The following is a 21,572-nucleotide window of genomic DNA, read 5'->3' on the forward strand; positions in this document are numbered from 1 at the left end:
TTAACCTCCTCATTTCACTATGCCGATAGTAAAAACGTTAATTTTCTCCATTATCATATCACGGACAAATAAATAATTCACTTCCAAACGTTTATCCGGAAAGAAATTCATTTTTTTGTCAATATTATTCAGCTTCTTATGAACGGCTGTTTTTTCATATATGTAAATGTGCGCCATACCCACTCCAATGGCCCATAATAAAATCGGGAAAGCCACCATTTGCTGAAAAATGCTTGGGCGGTAAATACAACGATGGCAACGGCTGCCAGCGGCAACGGAGATATAGCATGATAAAAGCCAAACCCGATTCCGTAAAAGAAAAAGAAACCGAAAAGGGATTGGAAAATATAATTTGACAGAGACATTCTGCCAACATAAATAAAAGGTTTTAACATTTTTCTCCCAATTGGGGTGTTGGCGAAAAGCGTTACCGAAATGATATAAAATAAGGCAGAAAAGCTTCCCCCAACATTATCCTGGATATAGGAAAACCATAAAGGATTGCCAAACAAGTAAGGTATGATTTTAAATGCGATAAAGCCGACAAAGCTGATGAACCACCATTTGCGCAAAATCCGTCCATATTTTATTGGATTGTGCAGCCAGCCTTTTCTGGCAAGGCTGACGCCGAATAGAAATAATGGCAGTACAATCAGTATAATCAACAAGAAAGAGATGCTGCCATTGGCAAATTGCCAGTCCGTATAGTTCTGGGCCAAAATATTCCGCAAATCATTGCTCCTGTAATTCACAATCGCATCGTTAATCATATATGTATTGCTAAAGTGCAAATACTCTCTTGCTGAATAGTAAAGCATGGATATGATTAGGACATTCCCTCCTAAAATGACGGCGGCGATGCGGATTAAAGTTCGGGTATGTAACGGCAACAACAATAGTAGAATGATGCCTATGATGCCATATGTTAACAATATATCCCCATGCCACAACATAAAAGCGTGGATGATTCCAAAAACAGCAAGCAATAGGAAACGCCGAATTAGCAGACGATATACGTTCCGCTCTTTTTCTGCCAGCCGCTCCTTCATAATCTGTACGCCAAAGCCAAATAAGAGGGAAAACTGCGTATAAAAGGATGCCTGAAAAAACATATCGATGATTGCCAGCGTCCCATTGTCAATCGGACGAGTCCATGCTTCGTTTTCCCCGCCATATAAAAAATAAGGAGCACTAAAAGCCCCAATATTTACAATAAAAATGCCGAAAATGGCAATCCCCCTGGCAGCATCAATCCAGGGCAAACGGTGTTTTTCTGAAATCGGTGCGACTTGCTGCAAGCTGTACCCGCCTTTCTTCTTTTTTCTTCATTCTCAAGTTCGACAAAGTACACGTCCATTCCTTTTATCTTTTCAACATTTCCCTGCGTCCAACATAAAATGGCAAGTGAAGGAGGATTCTTTATGCCTGCAAAAGTCGGTGCAGTAAAAATCACTAACATCTCTTCTTCCGGCATTTTTAATATCGGAGACGTTTACTCCATGTCACCCCAAAGTTCGGCAAAAACGTATGCCGGCGGCGGTTCTTTTAATACAGGAAATGGAATCCGGATTAATTTGGCCCATTCCAACACGAAGGTGATGGATGTAGATAAATTAGACCAGAACGTCACTACGGTGGAGGGACGCTAATGAATATTACCGTACATCAAACAATTCAAATCCATTTATTTAAAATTGGCTCGGTTACCAATTCATCTTTTGTGCAAATCGGAGCAAGCGGAACGATACAAGCCCAAGCAGACATTCAAAATTCGGGCGGATTTACCAAACCTGCACAAGAGGCTGTAGCCAGCGGAGCAGCAGCACCGCCGATTATTCCATTATTGCCAACTTAGGGCACGCAATCTGTGCCTTAGCATACAATAACATGGGGATACTGTTGCAATAAATATATCATCCCGGACAAAAAAATTTCCATAGCCGCTTATGCTGAAGGGGGGATTCCGAATGTATTCTACCGATTGGAACCAGTATATGGCAGAGATTCAGCAGCAATTAAGACAGCAGGAAGAAAAAATCAGATATTTAGAAAGAAAATTAACAGAGGTAGAAACAGAACTGAGAAGAAAAGTACCAACTACGATTGAAAAAATCGAATATAAATTTGATCAGCTAAAGATTGAAACATTATCCGGTTCCTTGCACATCGGCCTATCCCCTGAAGAACTAAAAAAATTGGATGATTTAACATTGCCGTCATCTGATAACATGTATGGAAATGATAATCTCCAGCCGCTCTACAACAACTTGCAATCTTATTTGCGAACGGAAGGACCAACCATCATTCAGCAGTTGGCACAAATCGAAAACCGAAAAGTAGATGACGGCTTGATGGAAATGCTCATCCAGGATCTGGAAAAACAGCTTCCTGACCGAATTCGCTACTATCAGGAAACTGCGAACGAGCATCACCCTTCCTTATCAGGTGAAGCTTATAACGATTATATTATGAATAAAATTAAAGAGGAAATTCACCGTTCCCTTAAAGTGTTCTTAAAAAATCCGAAAGAGTAAGGTGAAAGTGATGAAGTTAGAAGTGCATAATTTGGGATTGGAAGTCCAGCAAGTACAAATTGATATCATCAGCAGTTCGTCGGCCTTTTTAGTCGGGGATAATGAACAGCTCACTTTAACATCTTTTTTTGACACTCCTCCGAGCAGCTACACCATTGAAAGTTTCGTTCCTTTAGCCGGCGAAAGGGACGAATCAAGTGGATAAACGGATAGCAGAAGTAGATAATATTCATGCCACTTCCGTAGAATTCAGCTCAATTGTCCAAATCGGAGATACGACAAAATCCCGGCTTCATTCAAAAGCGATTGCCATGCAAATCGAAGATGAAGAAAAATTGACAGAATATGATTATGAATTTCGAGATTTTCCCCTTTTTTCCCGAAAGGCGAAGCAGCCAAAAGAAGTTCATCGAGAAAGGATGTTCAAGGCATTTAACTATCATTCCAGTATTAAAGTACGGCAGGCGGACATCATTTCTGTCATCAGTTCATCGATGGTTCATATCGGAAATATAGCGAAATTGGACGGGGAAAGCCGGATTAAACATATCCGGATATTAAAATAATTCCATGTCAATTTTATTGATAAAAGAAGGTGTGGGAATATGCCCTCAATCGTCGGGCCAATTAAAATAAACAGTGTTGGCGGAGGGGTAATCAATTTTGGCGATTCTTTCTATTTAGCCCCGAAAAGCACATCAAAAACAAATACCGGTTCCGGCTCGTTAAATACAGGAGATTTTATTAATACGAATACCGGGGTCAATGCGACAAGAACATTGGATCCGGATGTGAATGACCAAAATGTTACCGCCAACGCATAATAAGAAAACAGAGGAAGGGAAACCCTTCCTCTATTTTTGCGGAACTTCCAATAACAATTGCTTTTGGAAATAGTATACATACGTCTGTTTGATCGGCTGTTTCCAGATACGTTCCAACGCCTTCCGGTACAGGTTTAGCTGCACTTCGTAACGTTTCTTTAGCATCGCGATTGTTTCGTCCGTCACTTCATCCGGAATGGCATCGGTTTTATAATCAAGAATAATCCAGCCGTCCTCTTTCGGAATTAAACAGTCGATTACCCCTTGAATAAGCACCCGTTCCTCTCCTCCTTGCCAGCGGGAATATACTTCATTCGCAGACAGGGTGAAGCTGAACGGCACTTCCCTCTCGAGGGAGGATGCCTTTTCCATCATTAGGCGGGCAATGTCCGTTTCAAAAAAACGAATAATAGCATTCCGGTCAATCGCTCGCGCTTCTTCCGTCGTTAAAATTTCTTTTGCCACGAATAATTCCAGCTGTTCTTCCAGCTGCTCCTCGTTTAACGGCTTATCCATCGGCAAATGCTGCATGACTGTATGCATGGCGGTACCAATTTCCGCTGCAGTAAGCATTTTTTCTTTCTGAATAAAATTTGGCCGTCTGACAATTGGAGCGCGGTACGGCTGGACTAATTGGTCACTGCTATATTCATCCCGGATTTCCCGCTGGCGTTTTATTTCAGTAACTGTTTGTTTTGCCCGGGTTTTTGCGGCAACTTCATGGGGATAGCGGTAGGACAGCCGTTCATCCACCTGTTTTGCCAGTGCTTCATCCTCCGTGGTCACCGGTTTCCATTGATTAATATGTTCTTTTAATTGTTCCTGTTCTTTTCCGGTATCGTTTTCCATATCCGTATATTTCGTTGCGTTCTCGACGGCAATTTCCCATTTGGAAGGGTCAAGACGGATCGGTTCAAGCACCCGATCGGATAATTCCTTCTTCCTCAATGCAGCATTGTTTTCATGCCGCATTAATGCGGGGCCGATCCAATCGAGGTAGGACTTCGCTTCCATCCGGAAATAGGCTGGCAAAACCCATTCCGAATGATCGATCATTTTTTGCCATTTCTCGATTTTTTTCGCAAAGGAATTCACATTGGCAATCATGACCAGCTTTTCTTTTGCCCGGGTAACAGCAACGTATAAAACCCGCATTTCCTCCGCCAGCAGTTCCCTCTTCTTTTCCCCTTTCAGCGCATGATAAAACAGCGTCGGATAGGTGATTCGTTTTTCCGGGTCAATGTATTTACTGGCAAAACCTAAATCTTTATGAAGCAAATACTTACGCGACAAATCTTGCATATTGAATTGTTTATCCATTGCTCCAATAATAACGACCGGAAACTCCAGCCCCTTGCTCTTATGGATCGTCATAATGCGGACGACGTCTTCCTGTTCGCTTAAAGCCCGGGCCGCACCTAAGTCATCGCCCTTCTCTCTCATCTTGTCGATAAAGCGCAAGAAACGGAACAGGCCGCGGAAACTGGTCGATTCATACGCCCGTGCCCGGTCGTATAATGCCCGCAAATTTGCCTGCCGCTGTCTGCCGCCAGGAATCCCGCCGACAAAATCGTAATAGCCTGTTTCCTGATAAATGTTCCAAATTAGCTCAGAAAGAGCGCCGTTTCTAGCTTGGAGTCGAAATTCCTCCAACTGGCGAAGGAAGCGTTTCAGCCTTTGGGCAATTCCGTCATGATGGGCATTTGTATACTTTTCCAGTGCGTCATAATACGTACCGTGCTTGTCCGCTAACCGGATGCGTACCAATTCATCTTCCGAAAGTCCGACAATTGGGGATTTCAGGACAGAGGCTAACGGAATGTCTTGTCTTGGATTGTCAATCACTTTCAAAAGACTAATCATAATTTTTATTTCGATTGCTTCAAAATACCCCGTATCCAGTTCCGCATACACGGGAATTCCTTGTTTCTTCAATTCATCAACGATCGTCGGCGCCCAGTTCATCGACCGCAAAAGAATGACAATGTCCCGATACTGGATATCCCGCTGGATTCCTTTTTCTTTATCAAATACTTGTAATGGCTCTTTTCCTTTTTTGCCGATCCACGTGTGGATTCGGTCTGCATAGGCCCTTGCTTCGATTTGGGCTTTTTCCAGATCGGCTACACTTTCCCCTTCCGTTTCCTCCTCTTCTTCCTCTTCACTGTCCCTGTCAATAATGACTAATTCCGGATCAGGAGAAGAAAAAGTGTATTCGTCATACATTTTATTTCCGTAAATGAGCTCAGCTTTTTCATCATAATTAATTTCACCGACGGTTTCGTCCAAAATTTGCCGGAAAATATAATTTGCTCCTGTCAGCACCAGTTCCCGGCTGCGGAAATTGCTCGCCAGGTCAATCCGCTGTCCTTTGCTGTTTTCCCCAGAAAATTGCTTATATTTTTCAATAAACAAAAAAGGTTCCGCATGGCGAAAACGGTATATGCTTTGCTTGACGTCCCCGACCATAAAACGGTTGCCCGGTCCTTTCTGGTCGCTCACTAACGAAAGGATCGTTTCCTGTACAAGGTTCGTGTCCTGGTATTCATCGACGAGCACTTCTTTAAATTGCTCCTGCAGCTGGACAGCTACTTTGGAAGGAAGGAGATGATCCTTCGTTGCCAATTCATCCAGCAAAAGCTGGAGACAATAATGTTCCAAGTCGGAAAAATCCACAATCGCCTTTTCCTTTTTCGCTGCAACGAAACGGTCATGAAATTCCATTACCATTTTCGTCACGTGTCGAACGACGGGAGCCATCGTTTTTAAATCTTCCACATGGCCCTCCAGACTTCTGGCAAACCATTTTGCTTTCATATTGCTCCAGCGGTCTTTATAGCTATTTCTTAAGTTTTTTACTTGCTCCTTTTTCTCTTCATTACAATCTTGTTTTTTTCGTGATAAAGCCGGGAATTTGCTTGTAGAAATAATGTGTTGGAGCGTGCTCCAAGATGTCACATGTTTTTCCGCCTCTTCAACGAGTGCGAGATCCGCTTCCACTGTTTCCGCATAGGCGTATGGCCCGTCCGGCTCCTTCGTTATTTCATAAGCAAGCACGATTTCCTGGCGCATCGCTTCCAGCTGGTGCTGTACTTCCCGCTTCATAATCGGAAGCCAAGATAAATCGGCTTCTTCCCACTCGTCCGGAACGACGTAACGATCGGCCAAGCTTTTTAGCCACTCCTCCGGCCATGGATTTTGAATGGCAAAGTTGTGAAGGGCGAGGATTAACTTTTCCACCTCTTCATCGCTGCGGTCGCTGGAAAAACGGTCTACTACAGCAAAAAATTGCTCCTGCTCCTCCCCTTCCCTGCCATACCATTCTTCAAATAATTCATCCATCACTTCCTGTCTAATTAAATCTGTTTCCATATCATCAGCAATACGGAAAGCCGGATCAATATCGAGCAAATAGGAATATTGTCTGACGATATCTAAACAAAAGGAATGCAGTGTTGATATGGATGCCCGCTGCAGGAGGGACAATTGCTTTTTCAGATGAAGCGAGCCGGGATTTTCCTTTAGCGCTTTATCCAAAGCAAGGCCGACCCTGTTCCGCATTTCCTGGGCTGCCGCGTTCGTAAAAGTTACGACTAACAATTCATCGATATTGAGGGGATTTTCCTCTCTTAACAGTTTCTGAATAATTCGTTCCACCAGGACAGCGGTTTTCCCTGAACCGGCTGCGGCAGCAACGAGAATATCCCTTCCCTCTGTATAAATGGCATCCTCCTGCTCCTTCGTCCATTTAACCATCCTGTTCCACCTCGCTTGCGATTTTTCCGAACACTTCCTCTTCCTTCATTTCTTTCAATTTATGATAGTGATGATCCTCTAGCATCGGATCGAATTGACAGACGGCATGGAAAGGACAGAAAGTGCATGCAGTTCTGTTTTTATATTGATATGGATTTAAACGGACTTTTCCGGAAACCATATCTTCTCCTGCCCTTTTCATCAGCAGACGGATATATTGCTGCAAGTGATGAAAAGCGTCTTCGGTTGCCACCTTTGAATTGGAGTAAAATCCCCCGCCTTTTTTAAAGGCAACAGGAACAATATCGCTATATCCGGTTTCCGTTGCCGTATCCATCATTTTTACAATCTCATCATCAGCAAGCAGCAGGCCTTTCATTTTGTAGCTTTTAAATATTTCTCTTTCAATCTCATCTTCCGCCAGTTTATTTTCTTCGGTAACCATCGGATTATGAACGTGGAAATATAATACCCCGGCCGGCGTTGCCTTCTGTTTCAGCCACGTTTCCGAGTGCCGGATGACTACATCCAAATAAGCAAGCATTTGCAGCGCGAGTCCATAATACACTTCAACTAAATTTAAGCCCCTTGCACTCGATTTATAGTCAATAATCCGTAAATATAGCTCATCTTCTTTCACCGCTTTATCAACCCGGTCGATTCGGCCTCTCAGCTGCAGCTGATAGCCGCTTGGCAGTTCCAGCTTCAGCGGCGGCAGCCCATTCGGATAACCGAATGCCAGCTCCAGCCCTACCGGAGAGAAATCCGTTAGCCTTGCTTGTTCACTCAAAATATAAGTAGCCCGGGCAATGATTTCTTCCAATTTTTTTTGAATGTATTGATATCGGTTCGAACTGTGCAAAATTTGATGCTGCAATATTGGAGATAGATTTCCTACTGCCCTCTTTGCATATGCAGCTGCATCCTGTTTGCGGATTTCCGCAAAATCCTTTCTTTCTTCCCGAATCCAATCGGTAATAATCCGCAATGCTTCATGGAACAGCATTCCAATATCCGGGGCATCCAGTTTATAAGTGCGGCGTTCTTCCAAATGCAGACTATATTTGGCAAAATGCTGGTAGGAGCATTGGAAATACGTTTCCAGGCGGCTTACACTCGCTTTCAGCTCCTTCGGATAAATTTCCTTTACCGTTTCTTTCGACAAATTTTTCGGTCTGTTTTGGTAGAATAAGCTTTGCAAAATGTTATACGTCTTGCCATATTTATCTTCATGGTCCATATACCAGTTCAACACGTGGAACCAGACCGGCTTAACAGGGTACCCCCGGTTCAGTCGTGCCAGCTGGACCGTCAAAGCGGACCTTGTTTTTTTCGGCGTCGTTATGAACCGTTCCGCATCTTGCAATTCGTCCGGATCTTGCAGCAATATATGATTCTTGCAGGACGGAAACAGTTCTTCTATACGGTGGATGAGCTGGGACGGAGTCTTTCCTTTTCCTTCTTCATCGCTTAGCGTAAAACTGACCCATAACTTGTCCTTTGCCGACGTAAATGCGAGATACATGTAAAACCAATCATCGAGCAATTGCCTTTTTGAGCTGTCGGCAAGGGTCAGTCCATGGTTTTCCAGCAACTCCCTTTCTTTTTCGTTTATGATGCCATCTTGCGGCGGTTTCATCGGCCACGATCCATCATTGACACCGAGAAGAAAGCTGGAGCGGATTCCGCTAATACGGGAACGGTCAATCGTACCGACGATGACATGATCCATGCTTGGCGGCACATGGGAAAAGGTGAGCGTTTCCAGGCCAGCTTCCAGCGTCGTACGGAATAATTTTAACGGCATTTCCTCGTCTCCGACCATTTCAACCATCTCGTCCAACAATTGGATGACGGCATTCCATACCTGGTCTTCTTCCCTTCCCTTTTCAATCATCCCGTGCTCGTCATAATAGTCCCGCATTTGTTCCAGTTTTTTCGGTACGTGCAATTTTTCGAGCAGGGTGTAGATGGCAAGACAATATTCCCTTACCGTTTTCGCCTTCCGTATTTGTTCGTCAAAGAAGGCGAGGCTGGTAACGACCTGCTCCCGATATTTGTTAATCCGTTGCTGGATTTTTATTTCTTCATCGGTCTGCACCGCTTGATCAAAGCCGCGGAAACGTTGGTATTTCCATACTTCCCCGTCAAACCATCGCTTTCTCGTTTTAATTCCATATTCGAGGACGTAATTTTCCAGTTCGTCGATAGCATCGTCGGTGAGAGGATATTCCCTGTCGCTTGGCGGGATAAATCCGGTTTTTAACAGCCGAAAAACTGCATCATACTTCCAGTTTCCTTCCACCATTTCTAAACCGGAACGAATAAATTCGATTAACGGATGGTTGAGCATCGTCCGCTTTTGGTCAATAAATACCGGAATCCCGTAATCTTGGAAAATCGTTTCGATTAAATCATGGTATACGTCCGGCTCACGGATAAACACGGCCACATCTTTAAAGCGATACTGTTCTTCCCGCACTAATCGGAGAATTTCCTGTGCCGCTCCTTCTACTTCAGCCCGGGGATGGACCGCCTCATAAATTTGTATTGGTGCTTCTCCTTCATATGCTTTCGCCGGTCTTTTGTCAAAGTTTTCTTCTAAATGGAGAAAATACGGACGGTCATGGAATCTTCCCGTCATTGGATCCAATGTTTTTGTTTCCGCTATTGGAATTCCATTTTCTTCGGCAATTTGAGTAAGGATTTCCAAAGTTTTGTTCGTCTGATAAAATAAGTCCAGTTCTTGCCTTTCCTTGTTTACTTCATCGAGGGTTAAGGTAACGGTCATCGCCTTGCATTTTTTGAGCAATGCCAGCAATACTTCCAGTTCAATCGGAGTAAAGGAATGAAATCCGTCAACGTACACTTCCGCCCCATCAAGCAACTTGGATTCCTTTACTTTCGCTGCCAGCAATTGCAGCTGGTCTTCACTGTCCACATATTTTCCTTCCAGCATCACCGTCAGTTTTTCATATATCTCATATAAGTCGAATAATTTTCGCGATAAAATTTCTTCTCCTTCTTCTTTATGGACGAACTGTTTTATATGCTCCATATATGATAGGAGATCATCCGGTGTGACCTGGTACCGTTTGAATTCGGTAATCATCGCTTCCATTTGCTGCAAAAATCCTTGTTTGTCTGCCGCCTTTTGAAATGTAAGCCAATCATCTTTTTTTTCCTCAATAATTTTCCTGAGCATCATTTGGATACCAACAGAACTGATAAATTGCCGGGTAATGCCGCCGGTTTCCTGCAAGATGCGCCAGGCAAGGCGCGAAAAGCTCATAACTTGGGCGCGGATGCTCCCTTCAAGTTCCGGGTCGGTGAACAGTTCATATTCTTGCTGAAACGTCATTTGCTCCGGGACGATATAAAAAATCGGTTTTCCCGCCGGTTCTTGCAGCAGCTTTTCTTTTATTTCCTGAAGCACGAGTCCGCTCTTATCTGTTCCGGACCGTCCGATAATAAACCGTAATCCCATTGTATTTCCCCCACTCTCTTTTCTATATATTTAAGCATGCATCACTTGTCTTACATAAAAAAATCTCTGTCCTTCTATTTTACCAAAGACAGAGACTTCCTTATAACCGTTTCGCTTATGCCATTTATTCGTATTTTTCCTTTTCTGCCATCGCCAGTTCCTTTTGGCCTTTCTCCTGCAGTTTCTTTTCCAGCCGTTTGCCGAACATCCAAAACAAGACGATGATAATTAAGACGACAATCGTGCGAACAGGTTTTTCGGCAAATTCCATAATGCTGGATCCGACATAGGAGATGGTAAATATCATAACCGATTTCCCCATTAATACAGCGAGGGCAAATTGCTGTATGCTTACTTTGGAAAGACCTGCCACTACGTTGATAACAGAAGATGGAGAAAAAGGAAATACTAGCAGGAGGAATAGCGGACCAAATCCTCTTCTTTCCACCCACGAAGTCACGATCTTTACTTGCCTGTTTTGCTTTATTTTTTTTACCCATTTCGTTTTTGATAATCGGCGTATAACAAGAAATACCGTAATTGCCCCTGAACTTGCCCCTAACCATGACAGCAGAAACCCTTCTAACAGACCGTAAGCTGCAGCATTCGTGAGGACAAATACAATCAAAGGTAAAAACGGTAAAAACGCTTCAATAAAGGGAAACAGGAATCCAGGCAATGGCCCCAGCCCTTCGTACTGATTCAGCAGCTGCAAAATAAATTCTTCCGTTCCTTCTTTTTGCCACATTATTTGCCAATTGGAAAAAGTAATGTTCATCATGTACATGTAAAGAAAAACTCCTCATTCATCCATCTTAAATTACAGCTTCAATTAACTTAAGACCATTGTAAAGGATATAGCAAGAAATTCCTAATTTTATATAAAAATTTGTCTAATGAAGCTACTTTCTTTCTTATTGTACTAAAAAACAATTATATATTGAATTTTTATCCCTTTTTTGGTTAAAATAGACTTAGAACATACGTTCTTGTTTGAGAGGAGTTATATCATGCGCTATTTACAAGATGAACATTTGCAAGCTGCGTTAAGGTTCCTGTTTCTTTCCATGGCCATTACCGTAATGAAGCAAGACATGGCCTACATCCGAGATGGAAAGTTCAAAATTAAAGAACCTTATTTGGAACTGCTGGAAAAGATGATTTTCCTCGCCAAGAAGGAACGAAAAAATTTACGGAAAACGATGCATGATGAAAATATTCAAGTGATTTTGCTGAACAGAAATGATTCTTTCTCGTCTTATCTGTTTATTTGTCAAGGTAAAGAAGAAAAACGCAACTTTTTTAACCCTGCTATTCGAAAAAAAGTTGAAATTATTGTAAAGGAAATGATGGAGAAGGCTCTGCAATCATTTCCACTTTCTCCCGTCCATTAATTGATTTCAAATGGTGGTCGAGCAAATAGCGCAAAAGGGCTGTCCGCTTCATTTGATTGAGCATTGAGCCATAAGATATATCAAAAATATAGCTTCTGCCGTTCATAAACGTCACTTCCGTTTGATGAGGCGAAAACTTGCTTATTCGTTTAATAAAGGAATGGGCAATCCACGAACAATGGGACTTTTTAGGAGAGGCTGTCGGGAAGAAATACATTTTATTTTCATGACTGATGGCTATCGGCAGTTTATAGTGCAGACCGCAAACATCTCTTGTCCAATCCAATCTTCCCTTCAAATCTGAGCCAAAAAACTTGCAAGCATCATCGACAATTTTATTTGGCGAAAGAGGCACGACATATTCGATATCCTCTTCCAATACAAGGGAAATCGGTTCCCGTGTTTCCTCATCGAATTGGTGGATGATTGCCATCGTGCACGGAGTTACTTCATAATAGGGGAGATAACGCATTTCTTTCTTCAATTTCATCTTCCTTTCCATATAATAAAAGAAAGAAAGTAGCCCCATTTTTACTATAAATATAACATATTTTTAGGAAAAAAGATATAAAAAATACATTATTTTACAAAATTCCTGATAATTTTTACTCTTCCTCCTATTTGTAATGATAGAAACTAAAAACGCAGCACTTCCTGATAGAAGCACTGCGCAAGTTTTCCAGTCTAATAGAGCAAATCAATAAAATCTTCTTTAGAGATTTTGCCAAGGTAGTGCGGCACATCAAAGTCCTTCAATGCCTCTTCAATGGCTTGACGATCGTGGCGCACGCCAGTTAAAGCTTTTTCCAAATCGGCAATATTTCCGATACCGAAGAAGTCGCCATAAATTTTACAGTTTTCAATAATTCCTTTTTGCACGTTCAAGCGGACGTCCACTAGGCCGGCCGGGAATTTTTTCGTTTCTTTTACGTTATATTCAGGAGATTTTCCGTAATTCCATTCCCATTTTTGATATCTGTTTTTGGAAATTTCCTCGATGTTTTTCCAATCTTCTTCCGTTAAAACATATTGCGGAACATCTTTCACATCGTCCACTTCAAAAATATTTTTTAAAATGGCTTCTTTAAACTGTTCCATCGTAATTTTCTCGTCTAAAAACTCGGATATGTTTGCTACCCGGCTGCGGATGGATTTAATGCCTTTCGATTCAATCTTTTCTTTCTTTACTTTTAACGCTTTCGTCAGTTCCTCCAATTGGGAATCGAGCATTAACGTACCGTGGCTGAACATGCGCCCCTTCGTCGAAAACATAGCATTCCCGGAAATTTTTCGTCCCTCTACGACAATATCGTTCCTTCCTTGCATTTCCGCCGGAACACCGAGTTTGTTCAGCACTTTAATAATTGGATGAAGGAATTTGGCAAAGTTTTGGAAACTTTCTCCGTCATCCTTTGTAATAAAGCTGAAATTCAAGTTTTGCTCATCGTGGTATACAGCACCGCCTCCTGACAGTCGGCGGACAACTTTAATCCCTTTCTCTTCCACATAATCTGTATTAATTTCTTCAATCGTATTTTGATTGCGGCCGATAATAATTGATGGCTTATTGATATAAAATAACAAATATGTATCCTTTTCACCGAAGTTTTCCAAAATATATTCCTCGATGGCAAGGTTCATCATTGGATCGGTAATGCCTTTATTGTCTATAAACTTCATTGCAGCAACGGACCTCCTAATTATTGATTATCATTACTATGATATAAGAATTATGTCGTTATTTCAAAGAATTTCGTTCCACACTAGCCCTTCTTGGGCGAGAAAAACGTTTCCGCTATAAATCCGTTTCGCCTCCGTCACAAGCTGATGAATGTCTCCGTATTGGGGCAGATGGCTTAGCATGACATTTTTCACCTGCGCCTCTTCCGCAATCGTTGCTGCTTCTTCACTGTTCATATGTCCTGATTTTGTTCCATCCATTCCCGCATAATAGTTGCAGTCGGCTATGAATAAATCTGCATCCCTGCTAAAAGGGATCCATCTTTCAGAAAAACTCGTATCAGCGGTGTAGACGACAGCGGCGTTCCCATCGGTAATCCGCATGCCAAAGCAAGGTACAGGATGTTCCGTCTTCAGGAATGAAATGCGAAAAGGCCCCGCCTCCAGTTCCTTTTCCGGATCGTAAGCAATTCCTTTCGTAAATTCGTCTGTCAAAGCTGCAAACCCCTGTTCATCCAATGTATGTCCGTAAATCGGAAGGACATCGTCAGTTCCTTTTACATAATGCTCAATGATTTTTGCATATTGCAACACGCCAACATCGGCAACATGATCATGATGATAATGGGATAGTATCACCGCATTAAGCTGGGCAACAGAAGTATATTTTTGCAACTTTGATAATGCACCGCTGCCTGCATCTACTAACAGGGAATAACCGTCTTTTTCGAACAGATAGGAAGAAGTGGCGCCGTCTTTCGCCGGAAAGCCGCCCCAACACCCGATAACCGTTACCTTCATTACCATTTCACTCCTTATATTTTTGTTGTAAAACAGTATTGACAAAAAATATCGTGTTATAATACAATATAACTAACTTCATATACAAGGGGGACGAAAATCATGATCAACATTATTGAATTTTTCCGGAACTTACCGAAGAAAAAATGCCAGCAATGCGGCCAAGACATTCAGGAAATGGCAGATTGCTACGGCAATCTTTGCGATGAATGTAATCATCCGGCAAGGTAATTATTTTTTGCCATAGCTGTATTATAACAGTGGTTCGCTGTTATTAAAAGTTTTTATAGGGATAAAATATATTATTGGACAGCTGTTATACAGCTGTTTCTTTTTTGGGGGAAGGTCGGGTTTCAAGCATTCTGCATAAAAAAGACCCGGCGGCAAAGCCCCGGGCCGGTTTCATCCTCTTTATTGCAGATAATCGAAAACTTCTTGGACAACATTCTCTCCATGCTGGATACAATCAGGAATTCCTGCTCCATCATAGGAACTTCCAATAAGAAACAATCCCGGAAGATTTGCTGCCACATCCTGACGTACTCGATTTACCAAATCCAAATGCCCAACGTTGTACTGGGGTCTTTCCTTTATGTATCTGGTAACGATCGTAAAGTCAGGATCACCTTTAATTTCCATCTGCTTCTGTAAATCTTCTAGCACAATGCGGACGATTTCTTCGTCACCAAGCTCCACAATTTCCTGATCCGACGGTCTGCCGACATAGCAGCGAAGCAGCACTTTGCCTTCCGGTGTTGTGGTCGGCCATTTTTTATTCGTCCAAGTACAGGCGGTAATCCGATAGTTGCTGTTTCGTGCAACTTGAAAACCGGTACCCTCCACCGTTTGCTTCATTGCCTTTTCATCAAAAGCAAGAACGACATTGGCAGTAGAAGTCATCGGAATATCGTGAAGGAGCTGGAAAAACGGGTATTGACTGAACATTTTCGGCACTGCCGTATGGGGCGTGGCAATGACCACTGCATCGGATTTTAATACGTTTCCGTTGCTTAACAGTACATGGTAATGGGATGCTTTCCTCTCAATATGATCGACAGCAGTATTAATGAGAACCGATCCTTCATCCAAGTTTTCCTCCAAACGGTGAACGAAGGATTCCAGTCCATCGGCAAAGGAAAAAAACATTCCCCCTGGTCTTTTTCCCTTTTGCTTCTTATTCCCGGGCATGGACTTTTGTAAACCTTTCATGATGCTGCCGTACTTCTGTTCCAAATGGTAAAAGTTTGGAAAAGTTGCCATTAAGCTCATCTTATCAATGTCACCGGAATGGATTCCCGACAGAAGCGGCGAGATAAGATTGTCAACAATTTCATTGCCGAAGCGCCGCCGCATAAAATGTCCTAATGACTGGTCTGCTTTCGGCTCACTTTTCGGAATGACTAAATCCCCCAGTGCTCTTATTTTGCCTTTGAAGGAGATTAATTTCGTTGAAACGATGGCAGTTCGATCCTTCGGGATTCCCATAAACGTACCTAGAGGCATTTTATGGAGCTTATTATTCGCTAATATATACGATTGTCCCGTTGCATTGTATACCATCTGTTCTTCTAATCCCAGTTCTCTCGTCAATTTCATTGCAGCCGGTTTCCTCGCAAGTAAGGAGTCGGGACCAAGCTCAATTGTATAGCCGTCTTTTTTGACGGTTTTTATTTTTCCTCCGAGGCGGCCGCTTGCTTCGACCAATTTAACTTCATAAGGAAGCTTTTCTTTCTTTATTCGCTGCTGCAAGTAGTAGGCGGCAGATAAACCTGTTATCCCGCCGCCTACGACAACGATTTGCTTCTTGTCCATTAAGCTTCACTCTTTACTTTGCGCAGTACTACTTCCGCAAGAGTTTGAATAAATTGCGGATTTGTATTTGGCATTTCCGGCCGGTGATATGGAACGCCTAACTCGTCACAAACGACTTTACATTCATAATCATTATCGTACAATACTTCCAAGTGATCAGCTACGAAACCAACAGGTGCATACACAAAGGAACGGTACCCTTTCTCCTTGTATAAATCCCTCGTCAAATCCTGTACATCCGGACCTAGCCATGGATCTGGAGTATTCCCTTCACTTTGCCAGCCTACTTCATAGTTGACAATGCCGGCTTTTTCGGCAATTAGGTCAGCTGTTTCCTGCAGCTGGTCTGCATAAGGGTCTCCATGCTGCAAAATCTTTTCTGGCAGACTATGGGCAGAAACGATAAGTACTGCTTTGCTTCTTTCCTCTTCAGACATCGCATCGTAAATTTTCCGAATGCCTTCTGCCCAAAATTGAATAAATCCAGGCTCTTTATACCAGCTTTCTACACTTGTAATTTGAATGCCATGCTTTTCAGCCTCTTTCCGGGCTCTTTCATTATACGATTTAATGCTGAACGTGGAATAATGGGGTGCAAGGACAATGGAAACCGCCTCTTTTATTCCATCTTCAGCCATTTGTTGAACGGCATCTTCAATAAACGGAGAAATATGCTTTAAGCCAATGTATGCCTTAAATTCGTACTCGTCCTGAAGTTCGTTAACTTTTGCTTCCAGCGCTTTTGTCTGTTCTTCTGTAATTTTTGCCAATGGCGAAACGCCGCCAATCGCTTTATAGCGGTCCTTTAAATCCTGCAATTCTTCCGGAGCAGGTTTTCTCCCATGGCGAATGTGAGTGTAATACGGTTCGATATCCTCCTCTTTCGTCGGAGTACCGTATGCCATTACTAATAGTCCTAATCTTTTTTTCTCCATGTGTAACACCTCTTAATTATTGATTTGTAGTATATTGATGGATAAACTGGGTAAGCTTCTTTAATGTTTCAGGCTTGACGTCCGGTGTAACCCCATGCCCTAAGTTAAACACATATTTTCCGCTATTCATTCCTTCATCTAAAATAGCTTTTGTCCTTTTCTCAATCGTTTCCCATTCTGTGAGCAAGATTGCCGGGTCTAAATTGCCTTGCAGCACTTTCGTTACTCCCATTTCCCTCGCTTCAGCGACAGAAGTACGCCAATCTAAACCAATTACATCCACCGGCAGGTCATTCCACTCTAACAGCAAATGTCTTGCCCCGACCCCAAAAATAATGAGCGGAACTTGATGCTTGCGCAATTCGGAAAAAATTCTCGTCATCGCCGGTTTAATAAAAATCCGATAGTCTGATGCATTGATTGACCCAACCCAGGAATCAAAAATTTGAATCGCTTTGGCACCAGCTTCAATTTGGGATTCCACATACGTTATGACCATGTCAGCCAGCTTTTCCATTAATAAAAACCAGGTGTCTGGTTCCCGATACATAAGCGCCTTCGTTTTACTGTAATTTTTTGACGGACCGCCTTCAATCATATAGCTGGCTAGCGTAAACGGCGCGCCGCTGAAGCCGATGAGCGGTACTTCCAATTGTTCTTCGGTAAGCAGCCGAATCGTGTCCAGCACATAAGGAACGTCCCTTTTCGGGTCAATATCTCCTAAACGTTCCACATCCTGATAACTGCGGATCGGATTATAAATAACCGGACCAACGCCTGCTTTAATTTCCACTTCCACCCCAATTGCAGGCAGTGGGCTCATAATATCTTTGTAAAGAATTGCTGCATCTACGTTATAATTTTCTACCGGCAGCCGTGTCACGTAAGCACATAATTCTGGCTGATGGGTAATGTCAAATAAGGAATATTTTTCTTTCAATTCCCGGTACTCCGGCTGTGAACGTCCCGCCTGCCGCATATACCATGCAGGAATATAGTCAGTTTGTTCACCCTGATATGCCCGAATAATTGTATCATTGATTTTTTTTGCCATTTCATTTCATTCCTTTTTCATTCTAATAACAATACCATCTTTACTATACTGATTTTAAAGACAAATGTGGAGCAATTTAATGGATTGTCACCATTTCGTCGCATTTTAGATCATTTGCCATATATTCGAACATAATAACGATTGCTTCTTCGTATCGTATAGTAACCATCCTAAATAACTATTTCCGGGGAAATAGTCATACGCTTAGGAGTTTTGTAGGATATTATTCCCCAGATCGAAGGTAATGCGATGTATAAGAAGAAATTTTTCAGCAGCCATCGACAATCCTTTTCCATTATACGACATATTTTGCAAGAGATAAACTTAAATGTACTTTATATAAAATAAGAATAATTTTAAGTTAAAGTAGTTGCCGGAATTAAAAAAAAACATGAAAATAAGATTAGAACAGTAAAGGAGTGGCATGGATGAAAGGACATATGACGAATGGAACGATCATGTTTTTAAAGAAGCTGGCAGAAAAATATAAGAACCTTGATTTATTTCTGATGACAGGCAGTCAAGGAGCATTAGCCTACTACGAGCACGACAAAAAAAGAAGCATTTTTCAGGCGGGAAGAAGCTATGAAATCATCGCCGAAAGCGGCCATTTAAGGAAAGCTGGATATGTGGTGATGAATCATATTCCTGTTGCAGAAGATTCAAAGCCGGTATTTGAAGACAATTTTAAAAAACGGAGGCAGGAAGTCGATCAAATGCCGGGCTTCCTTGCCTTCCGTCTCCTTCGGCCATTAAAAGGGAACACTTATATTGTGATGACCCAATGGGCAACAGAAACCGATTTTGAGAACTGGAAAAAATCCAGCGCCTTCCAGAAAGCCCATGATAAACAAGCGGTAAAACAGCCAGCTTATTTTGCCGAACGTCCCTTTGCAACGGCATACTGGATGTATAAGGAAAAAGAAAACAGGGAACTTTAAGCAGCCAATGGAATGAAAAAGATGGTACCCGTATCTGGGCACCATCTTTTTATTTATTCATCCAGCACGTATTTATCAAAAAATGCCTGAAATTCTTCTTCAGTCCGCTGTCCGACAATCCGCGCCACTTCTTCCCCATTTTCAAAATGAACTAGCGTCGGCGTAGATTCAATTCCGTAAGGTGTTCCCTCTTCTCCAAATTCCAGCAGATTAAATTTTTTCATATCGACGTTATTTTCCTCTGCCAACGGAACGAGAATCGGCGTCGTTTGCTGACAATAAACACAAGTAGGGCTATAAAAATAGACGGTAACATCTTCTCCCTTTTCCAATTTCTCCGAAAGCTCCTCCGGCAAAATCTGGTTGCCATAATTCGGGTCCTTCAACTGATCAATCGTCGCCTGATGCAAATCCTTCGTTCCATACGGATTATTGGCACCTTCCAGCGCCTGGTTATTTTTATATTGAACGACAAAAATCAGCGCAATGAATAACACCGCAATAATACCAACGATGATGAGCATTTTTTTACCCAACGGTTCTTCCTCCTTCTATTTCCTCTTCGATTTTAACAACAGGACATGAGCTGCGAAAATTATGATAAAAGCAGTTCCAGCCATAAACGGAATGGTAATAAAACCAAAATAATTTACATAAATAACATTACATGGAACATCTCCGCTGCATGCTCCGCCAGCTTCCTGGAAAAATGGCACCTTTTGCACGAGATAATGATAGGCAGATACTGCCATTCCAATTCCGCTCAAAATTAACCCCGGAAGGGCGATATCGATATTTTTCTTCCATAACGCCACACCGTATATGATTACTAAAGGATACATGAGTATTCGCTGAATCCAGCATAGCTGACACGGGATATATCCCATCACTTCCGAATAAAACAAACTTCCTCCCGTTGCTGCAACAGCAACAGTCCAAATTAAAATCAGCGCATTTTCCCCAAATTTTTTATCCATTATTTGCAACCTCTCCATGTATATCACGGGAATAAAAAAGAAATCGATGCTAATTTTTCTTTTCTCCTATTATACAAGCGGGATAGCTGAAACACAATCGGAACGTATCAGCCGGCAATTCCCGGCATGCGCAATTGTTAGACAAGTCCAAATTATTTTAAAATGATATAATTTAAAATAGGAGGTGGAATGGATGCACGAGCAGATTATGATGCAGATTGACAAACTTTTTCCGGAAATGGTGGATATACGGCGTTATTTGCACCAATATCCGGAACTTTCCTTTCAAGAAACGAAGACGGCTCAATTTATCGCCAACTATTATGATAAACTTGGTATTCCGTATGAAGCAAACATTGGCGGAAATGGGGTCATTGCCCGGTTAGAAGGAGGAAAACCCGGAAGGACAGTAGCCCTTAGAGCTGATTTTGATGCATTGCCGATTCAAGATGAAAAAGACGTGCCGTATAAATCAAAAATCGATGGGGTTATGCACGCCTGCGGTCATGATGGCCATACGGCAACATTGCTCGTTCTTGCCAAAGTAATGAAACAGTTTCAGGAGCAGATTCCAGGAACAATCATATTTTTGCACCAGCACGCCGAAGAGACCGTTCCGGGCGGTGCAAAGCCGATTCTTGCATCCGGTGCTTTAAATGAGGCCGAAGCCGTTTTCGGCACCCATTTATGGGCGACAGCCCCATTAGGGGAATTGCAAATTTCCAAAGATATTTTAATGGCGGGTACGGATCGGTTTTCCGTTACAATTCAAGGAAAAGGAGGTCACGGTGCCTACCCGCACGAAACAAAAGATGCGATCGTAATTGCTGCGAACGTCGTTTCCCTTTTCCAGCAAATCGTAAGCCGAAAAATTAATCCGCTCGATACGGCGGTAATAACGGTCGGCCAGCTACAGGCCGGTAAAGCTTTCAATGTCATTGCCGATACAGCCAGAATTTCCGGTACCGTCCGTTACTTGAACAATGCAATACAGGAACAAATTATTGCTGAAATGGAAAGTATATTAAAAGGAGTATGTATCAGTTATGGGGCAGAATATAAATTCCATTATGAGAAGGGCTATCCTCCATTAAAAAACCACCCTGAAGACGCACAGCTAGTAATGGACACTGCCAGTCACATACAAGAAATAAAGACCATTAAAGAAATTCGGCCTTCCATGGGCGGGGAAGATTTTGCCTATTATTTATTGGAAAAACGGGGAGCTTTCTTTTTCACCGGTGCACAGAAAGATGACCCGCCATATCCGCATCATCATCCGAAATTTGATTTTAACGAGAAGGCAATGCCGATTGCTGCAAAAACGTTAATTCAAGTTTATTTTGCTTATCAGCAAGTGAAAGCGGAAGGATAAAG

The 21,572-nt window shown here is 42.3% G+C and carries 22 protein-coding genes; 10 read left to right on the top strand and 12 right to left on the bottom strand.

All coding sequences use genetic code 11. The features are described from left to right. Positions 1 to 128 precede the first annotated feature (128 nt). Positions 129 to 1,298: a DUF418 domain-containing protein gene (locus tag IEV18_RS05320; RefSeq protein ID WP_188391346.1), complete on the bottom strand. Its 1,170-nt coding sequence runs from the start codon at positions 1,296 to 1,298 to the stop codon at positions 129 to 131. Positions 1,299 to 1,421: 123 nt separating this feature from the next. Between IEV18_RS05320 and IEV18_RS05325 the strand changes: the two genes are divergently transcribed. From IEV18_RS05325 to IEV18_RS05350, 6 genes are all read left to right on the top strand, one after another. After that, positions 1,422 to 1,649 carry a spore germination protein gene (locus tag IEV18_RS05325; RefSeq protein WP_188391347.1) on the top strand — a complete coding sequence of 76 codons (228 nt, stop codon included), beginning with the start codon at positions 1,422 to 1,424 and terminating at the stop codon, positions 1,647 to 1,649. Continuing rightward, a complete protein-coding gene (locus tag IEV18_RS05330) occupies positions 1,649 to 1,855 on the top strand; it encodes a spore germination protein GerPB (RefSeq protein WP_188391348.1) in 207 nt (68 codons plus the stop codon). Before IEV18_RS05325 ends, IEV18_RS05330 begins: the two co-directional genes overlap by 1 nt. Before the next feature lie 112 nt (positions 1,856 to 1,967). After that, on the top strand, positions 1,968 to 2,534 hold the full coding sequence (gerPC, locus tag IEV18_RS05335) for a spore germination protein GerPC (RefSeq protein ID WP_188391349.1): 567 nt from the start codon (positions 1,968 to 1,970) through the stop codon (positions 2,532 to 2,534). 10 nt (positions 2,535 to 2,544) lie between these two features. Further along, complete coding sequence (locus IEV18_RS05340; protein WP_188391350.1) at positions 2,545 to 2,739, top strand: spore germination protein GerPD; 195 nt, start codon at positions 2,545 to 2,547, stop codon at positions 2,737 to 2,739. After that, a complete protein-coding gene (locus IEV18_RS05345; RefSeq protein ID WP_188391351.1) occupies positions 2,732 to 3,100 on the top strand; it encodes a spore germination protein GerPE in 369 nt (122 codons plus the stop codon). Before IEV18_RS05340 ends, IEV18_RS05345 begins: the two co-directional genes overlap by 8 nt. A gap of 39 nt (positions 3,101 to 3,139) precedes the next feature. Beyond that, entirely contained in the window at positions 3,140 to 3,358 is a 219-nt protein-coding gene (locus IEV18_RS05350; RefSeq protein WP_188391352.1) for a spore germination protein, read from the top strand. Positions 3,359 to 3,388: 30 nt separating this feature from the next. Here the strand turns inward: IEV18_RS05350 and addA are convergent, their stop codons facing one another. The 3 genes from addA to IEV18_RS05365 all read right to left on the bottom strand — a co-directional run bounded on the left by addA (position 3,389) and on the right by IEV18_RS05365 (position 11,388). Beyond that, complete coding sequence (addA, locus tag IEV18_RS05355) at positions 3,389 to 7,114, bottom strand: helicase-exonuclease AddAB subunit AddA (RefSeq protein ID WP_188391353.1); 3,726 nt, start codon at positions 7,112 to 7,114, stop codon at positions 3,389 to 3,391. Beyond that, positions 7,107 to 10,601, bottom strand: coding sequence for a helicase-exonuclease AddAB subunit AddB (gene addB / locus IEV18_RS05360; RefSeq protein WP_188391354.1), 3,495 nt, complete (start codon positions 10,599 to 10,601; stop codon positions 7,107 to 7,109). Before addB ends, addA begins: the two co-directional genes overlap by 8 nt. A gap of 124 nt (positions 10,602 to 10,725) precedes the next feature. After that, positions 10,726 to 11,388 carry a TVP38/TMEM64 family protein gene (locus IEV18_RS05365; RefSeq protein ID WP_188391355.1) on the bottom strand — a complete coding sequence of 221 codons (663 nt, stop codon included), beginning with the start codon at positions 11,386 to 11,388 and terminating at the stop codon, positions 10,726 to 10,728. A 223-nt stretch (positions 11,389 to 11,611) separates the two neighbouring features. On the opposite strand from IEV18_RS05365, the gene IEV18_RS05370 reads away from it, so the two are divergent. Further along, a complete protein-coding gene (locus IEV18_RS05370) occupies positions 11,612 to 11,995 on the top strand; it encodes a YhjD family protein (protein ID WP_188391356.1) in 384 nt (127 codons plus the stop codon). On the opposite strand, the gene IEV18_RS05375 is transcribed toward IEV18_RS05370, so the two are convergent. The 3 genes from IEV18_RS05375 to IEV18_RS05385 form a co-directional block, all read right to left on the bottom strand. After that, entirely contained in the window at positions 11,934 to 12,479 is a 546-nt protein-coding gene (locus IEV18_RS05375; protein WP_229733554.1) for a competence protein ComK, read from the bottom strand. The genes IEV18_RS05370 and IEV18_RS05375 overlap by 62 nt on opposite strands. Before the next feature lie 200 nt (positions 12,480 to 12,679). Beyond that, a complete protein-coding gene (gene lplA / locus IEV18_RS05380; protein ID WP_188391357.1) occupies positions 12,680 to 13,675 on the bottom strand; it encodes a lipoate--protein ligase in 996 nt (331 codons plus the stop codon). Between the two features lie 63 nt (positions 13,676 to 13,738). After that, complete coding sequence (locus IEV18_RS05385) at positions 13,739 to 14,476, bottom strand: MBL fold metallo-hydrolase (protein ID WP_188391358.1); 738 nt, start codon at positions 14,474 to 14,476, stop codon at positions 13,739 to 13,741. 102 nt (positions 14,477 to 14,578) lie between these two features. On the opposite strand from IEV18_RS05385, the gene yhfH reads away from it, so the two are divergent. After that, positions 14,579 to 14,707, top strand: a complete 129-nt coding sequence (gene yhfH, locus IEV18_RS05390) for a protein YhfH (RefSeq protein ID WP_188391359.1) — start codon at positions 14,579 to 14,581, stop codon at positions 14,705 to 14,707. Positions 14,708 to 14,887: 180 nt separating this feature from the next. On the opposite strand, the gene hemY is transcribed toward yhfH, so the two are convergent. The 3 genes from hemY to hemE are packed head-to-tail and all read right to left on the bottom strand — an operon-like array spanning position 14,888 to position 18,277. After that, positions 14,888 to 16,288, bottom strand: a complete 1,401-nt coding sequence (gene hemY / locus IEV18_RS05395) for a protoporphyrinogen oxidase (RefSeq protein WP_188391360.1) — start codon at positions 16,286 to 16,288, stop codon at positions 14,888 to 14,890. Beyond that, positions 16,288 to 17,223 (bottom strand): ferrochelatase, encoded by a 936-nt coding sequence (gene hemH, locus IEV18_RS05400; protein ID WP_188391361.1) that lies wholly within the window; start codon positions 17,221 to 17,223, stop codon positions 16,288 to 16,290. Before hemH ends, hemY begins: the two co-directional genes overlap by 1 nt. Before the next feature lie 16 nt (positions 17,224 to 17,239). Further along, positions 17,240 to 18,277, bottom strand: a complete 1,038-nt coding sequence (gene hemE / locus IEV18_RS05405; RefSeq protein WP_188391362.1) for a uroporphyrinogen decarboxylase — start codon at positions 18,275 to 18,277, stop codon at positions 17,240 to 17,242. Between the two features lie 428 nt (positions 18,278 to 18,705). On the opposite strand from hemE, the gene IEV18_RS05410 reads away from it, so the two are divergent. Next, positions 18,706 to 19,218 carry an antibiotic biosynthesis monooxygenase family protein gene (locus IEV18_RS05410; RefSeq protein ID WP_188391363.1) on the top strand — a complete coding sequence of 171 codons (513 nt, stop codon included), beginning with the start codon at positions 18,706 to 18,708 and terminating at the stop codon, positions 19,216 to 19,218. Between the two features lie 53 nt (positions 19,219 to 19,271). Here the strand turns inward: IEV18_RS05410 and IEV18_RS05415 are convergent, their stop codons facing one another. Continuing rightward, on the bottom strand, positions 19,272 to 19,754 hold the full coding sequence (locus IEV18_RS05415; RefSeq protein ID WP_188391364.1) for a thioredoxin family protein: 483 nt from the start codon (positions 19,752 to 19,754) through the stop codon (positions 19,272 to 19,274). A gap of 15 nt (positions 19,755 to 19,769) precedes the next feature. Then, the gene (locus IEV18_RS05420) at positions 19,770 to 20,195 is read right to left on the bottom strand and encodes a disulfide oxidoreductase (RefSeq protein ID WP_188391365.1); all 426 of its coding nucleotides are present in this window, start codon (positions 20,193 to 20,195) and stop codon (positions 19,770 to 19,772) included. Between the two features lie 193 nt (positions 20,196 to 20,388). Between IEV18_RS05420 and IEV18_RS05425 the strand changes: the two genes are divergently transcribed. Beyond that, positions 20,389 to 21,570 carry a M20 metallopeptidase family protein gene (locus IEV18_RS05425; RefSeq protein WP_188391366.1) on the top strand — a complete coding sequence of 394 codons (1,182 nt, stop codon included), beginning with the start codon at positions 20,389 to 20,391 and terminating at the stop codon, positions 21,568 to 21,570. Positions 21,571 to 21,572 lie beyond the last annotated feature (2 nt).

It is taken from the genome of Compostibacillus humi, assembly GCF_014637175.1.
Classification (GTDB): domain Bacteria; phylum Bacillota; class Bacilli; order Bacillales; family Amphibacillaceae; genus Oceanobacillus; species Oceanobacillus humi.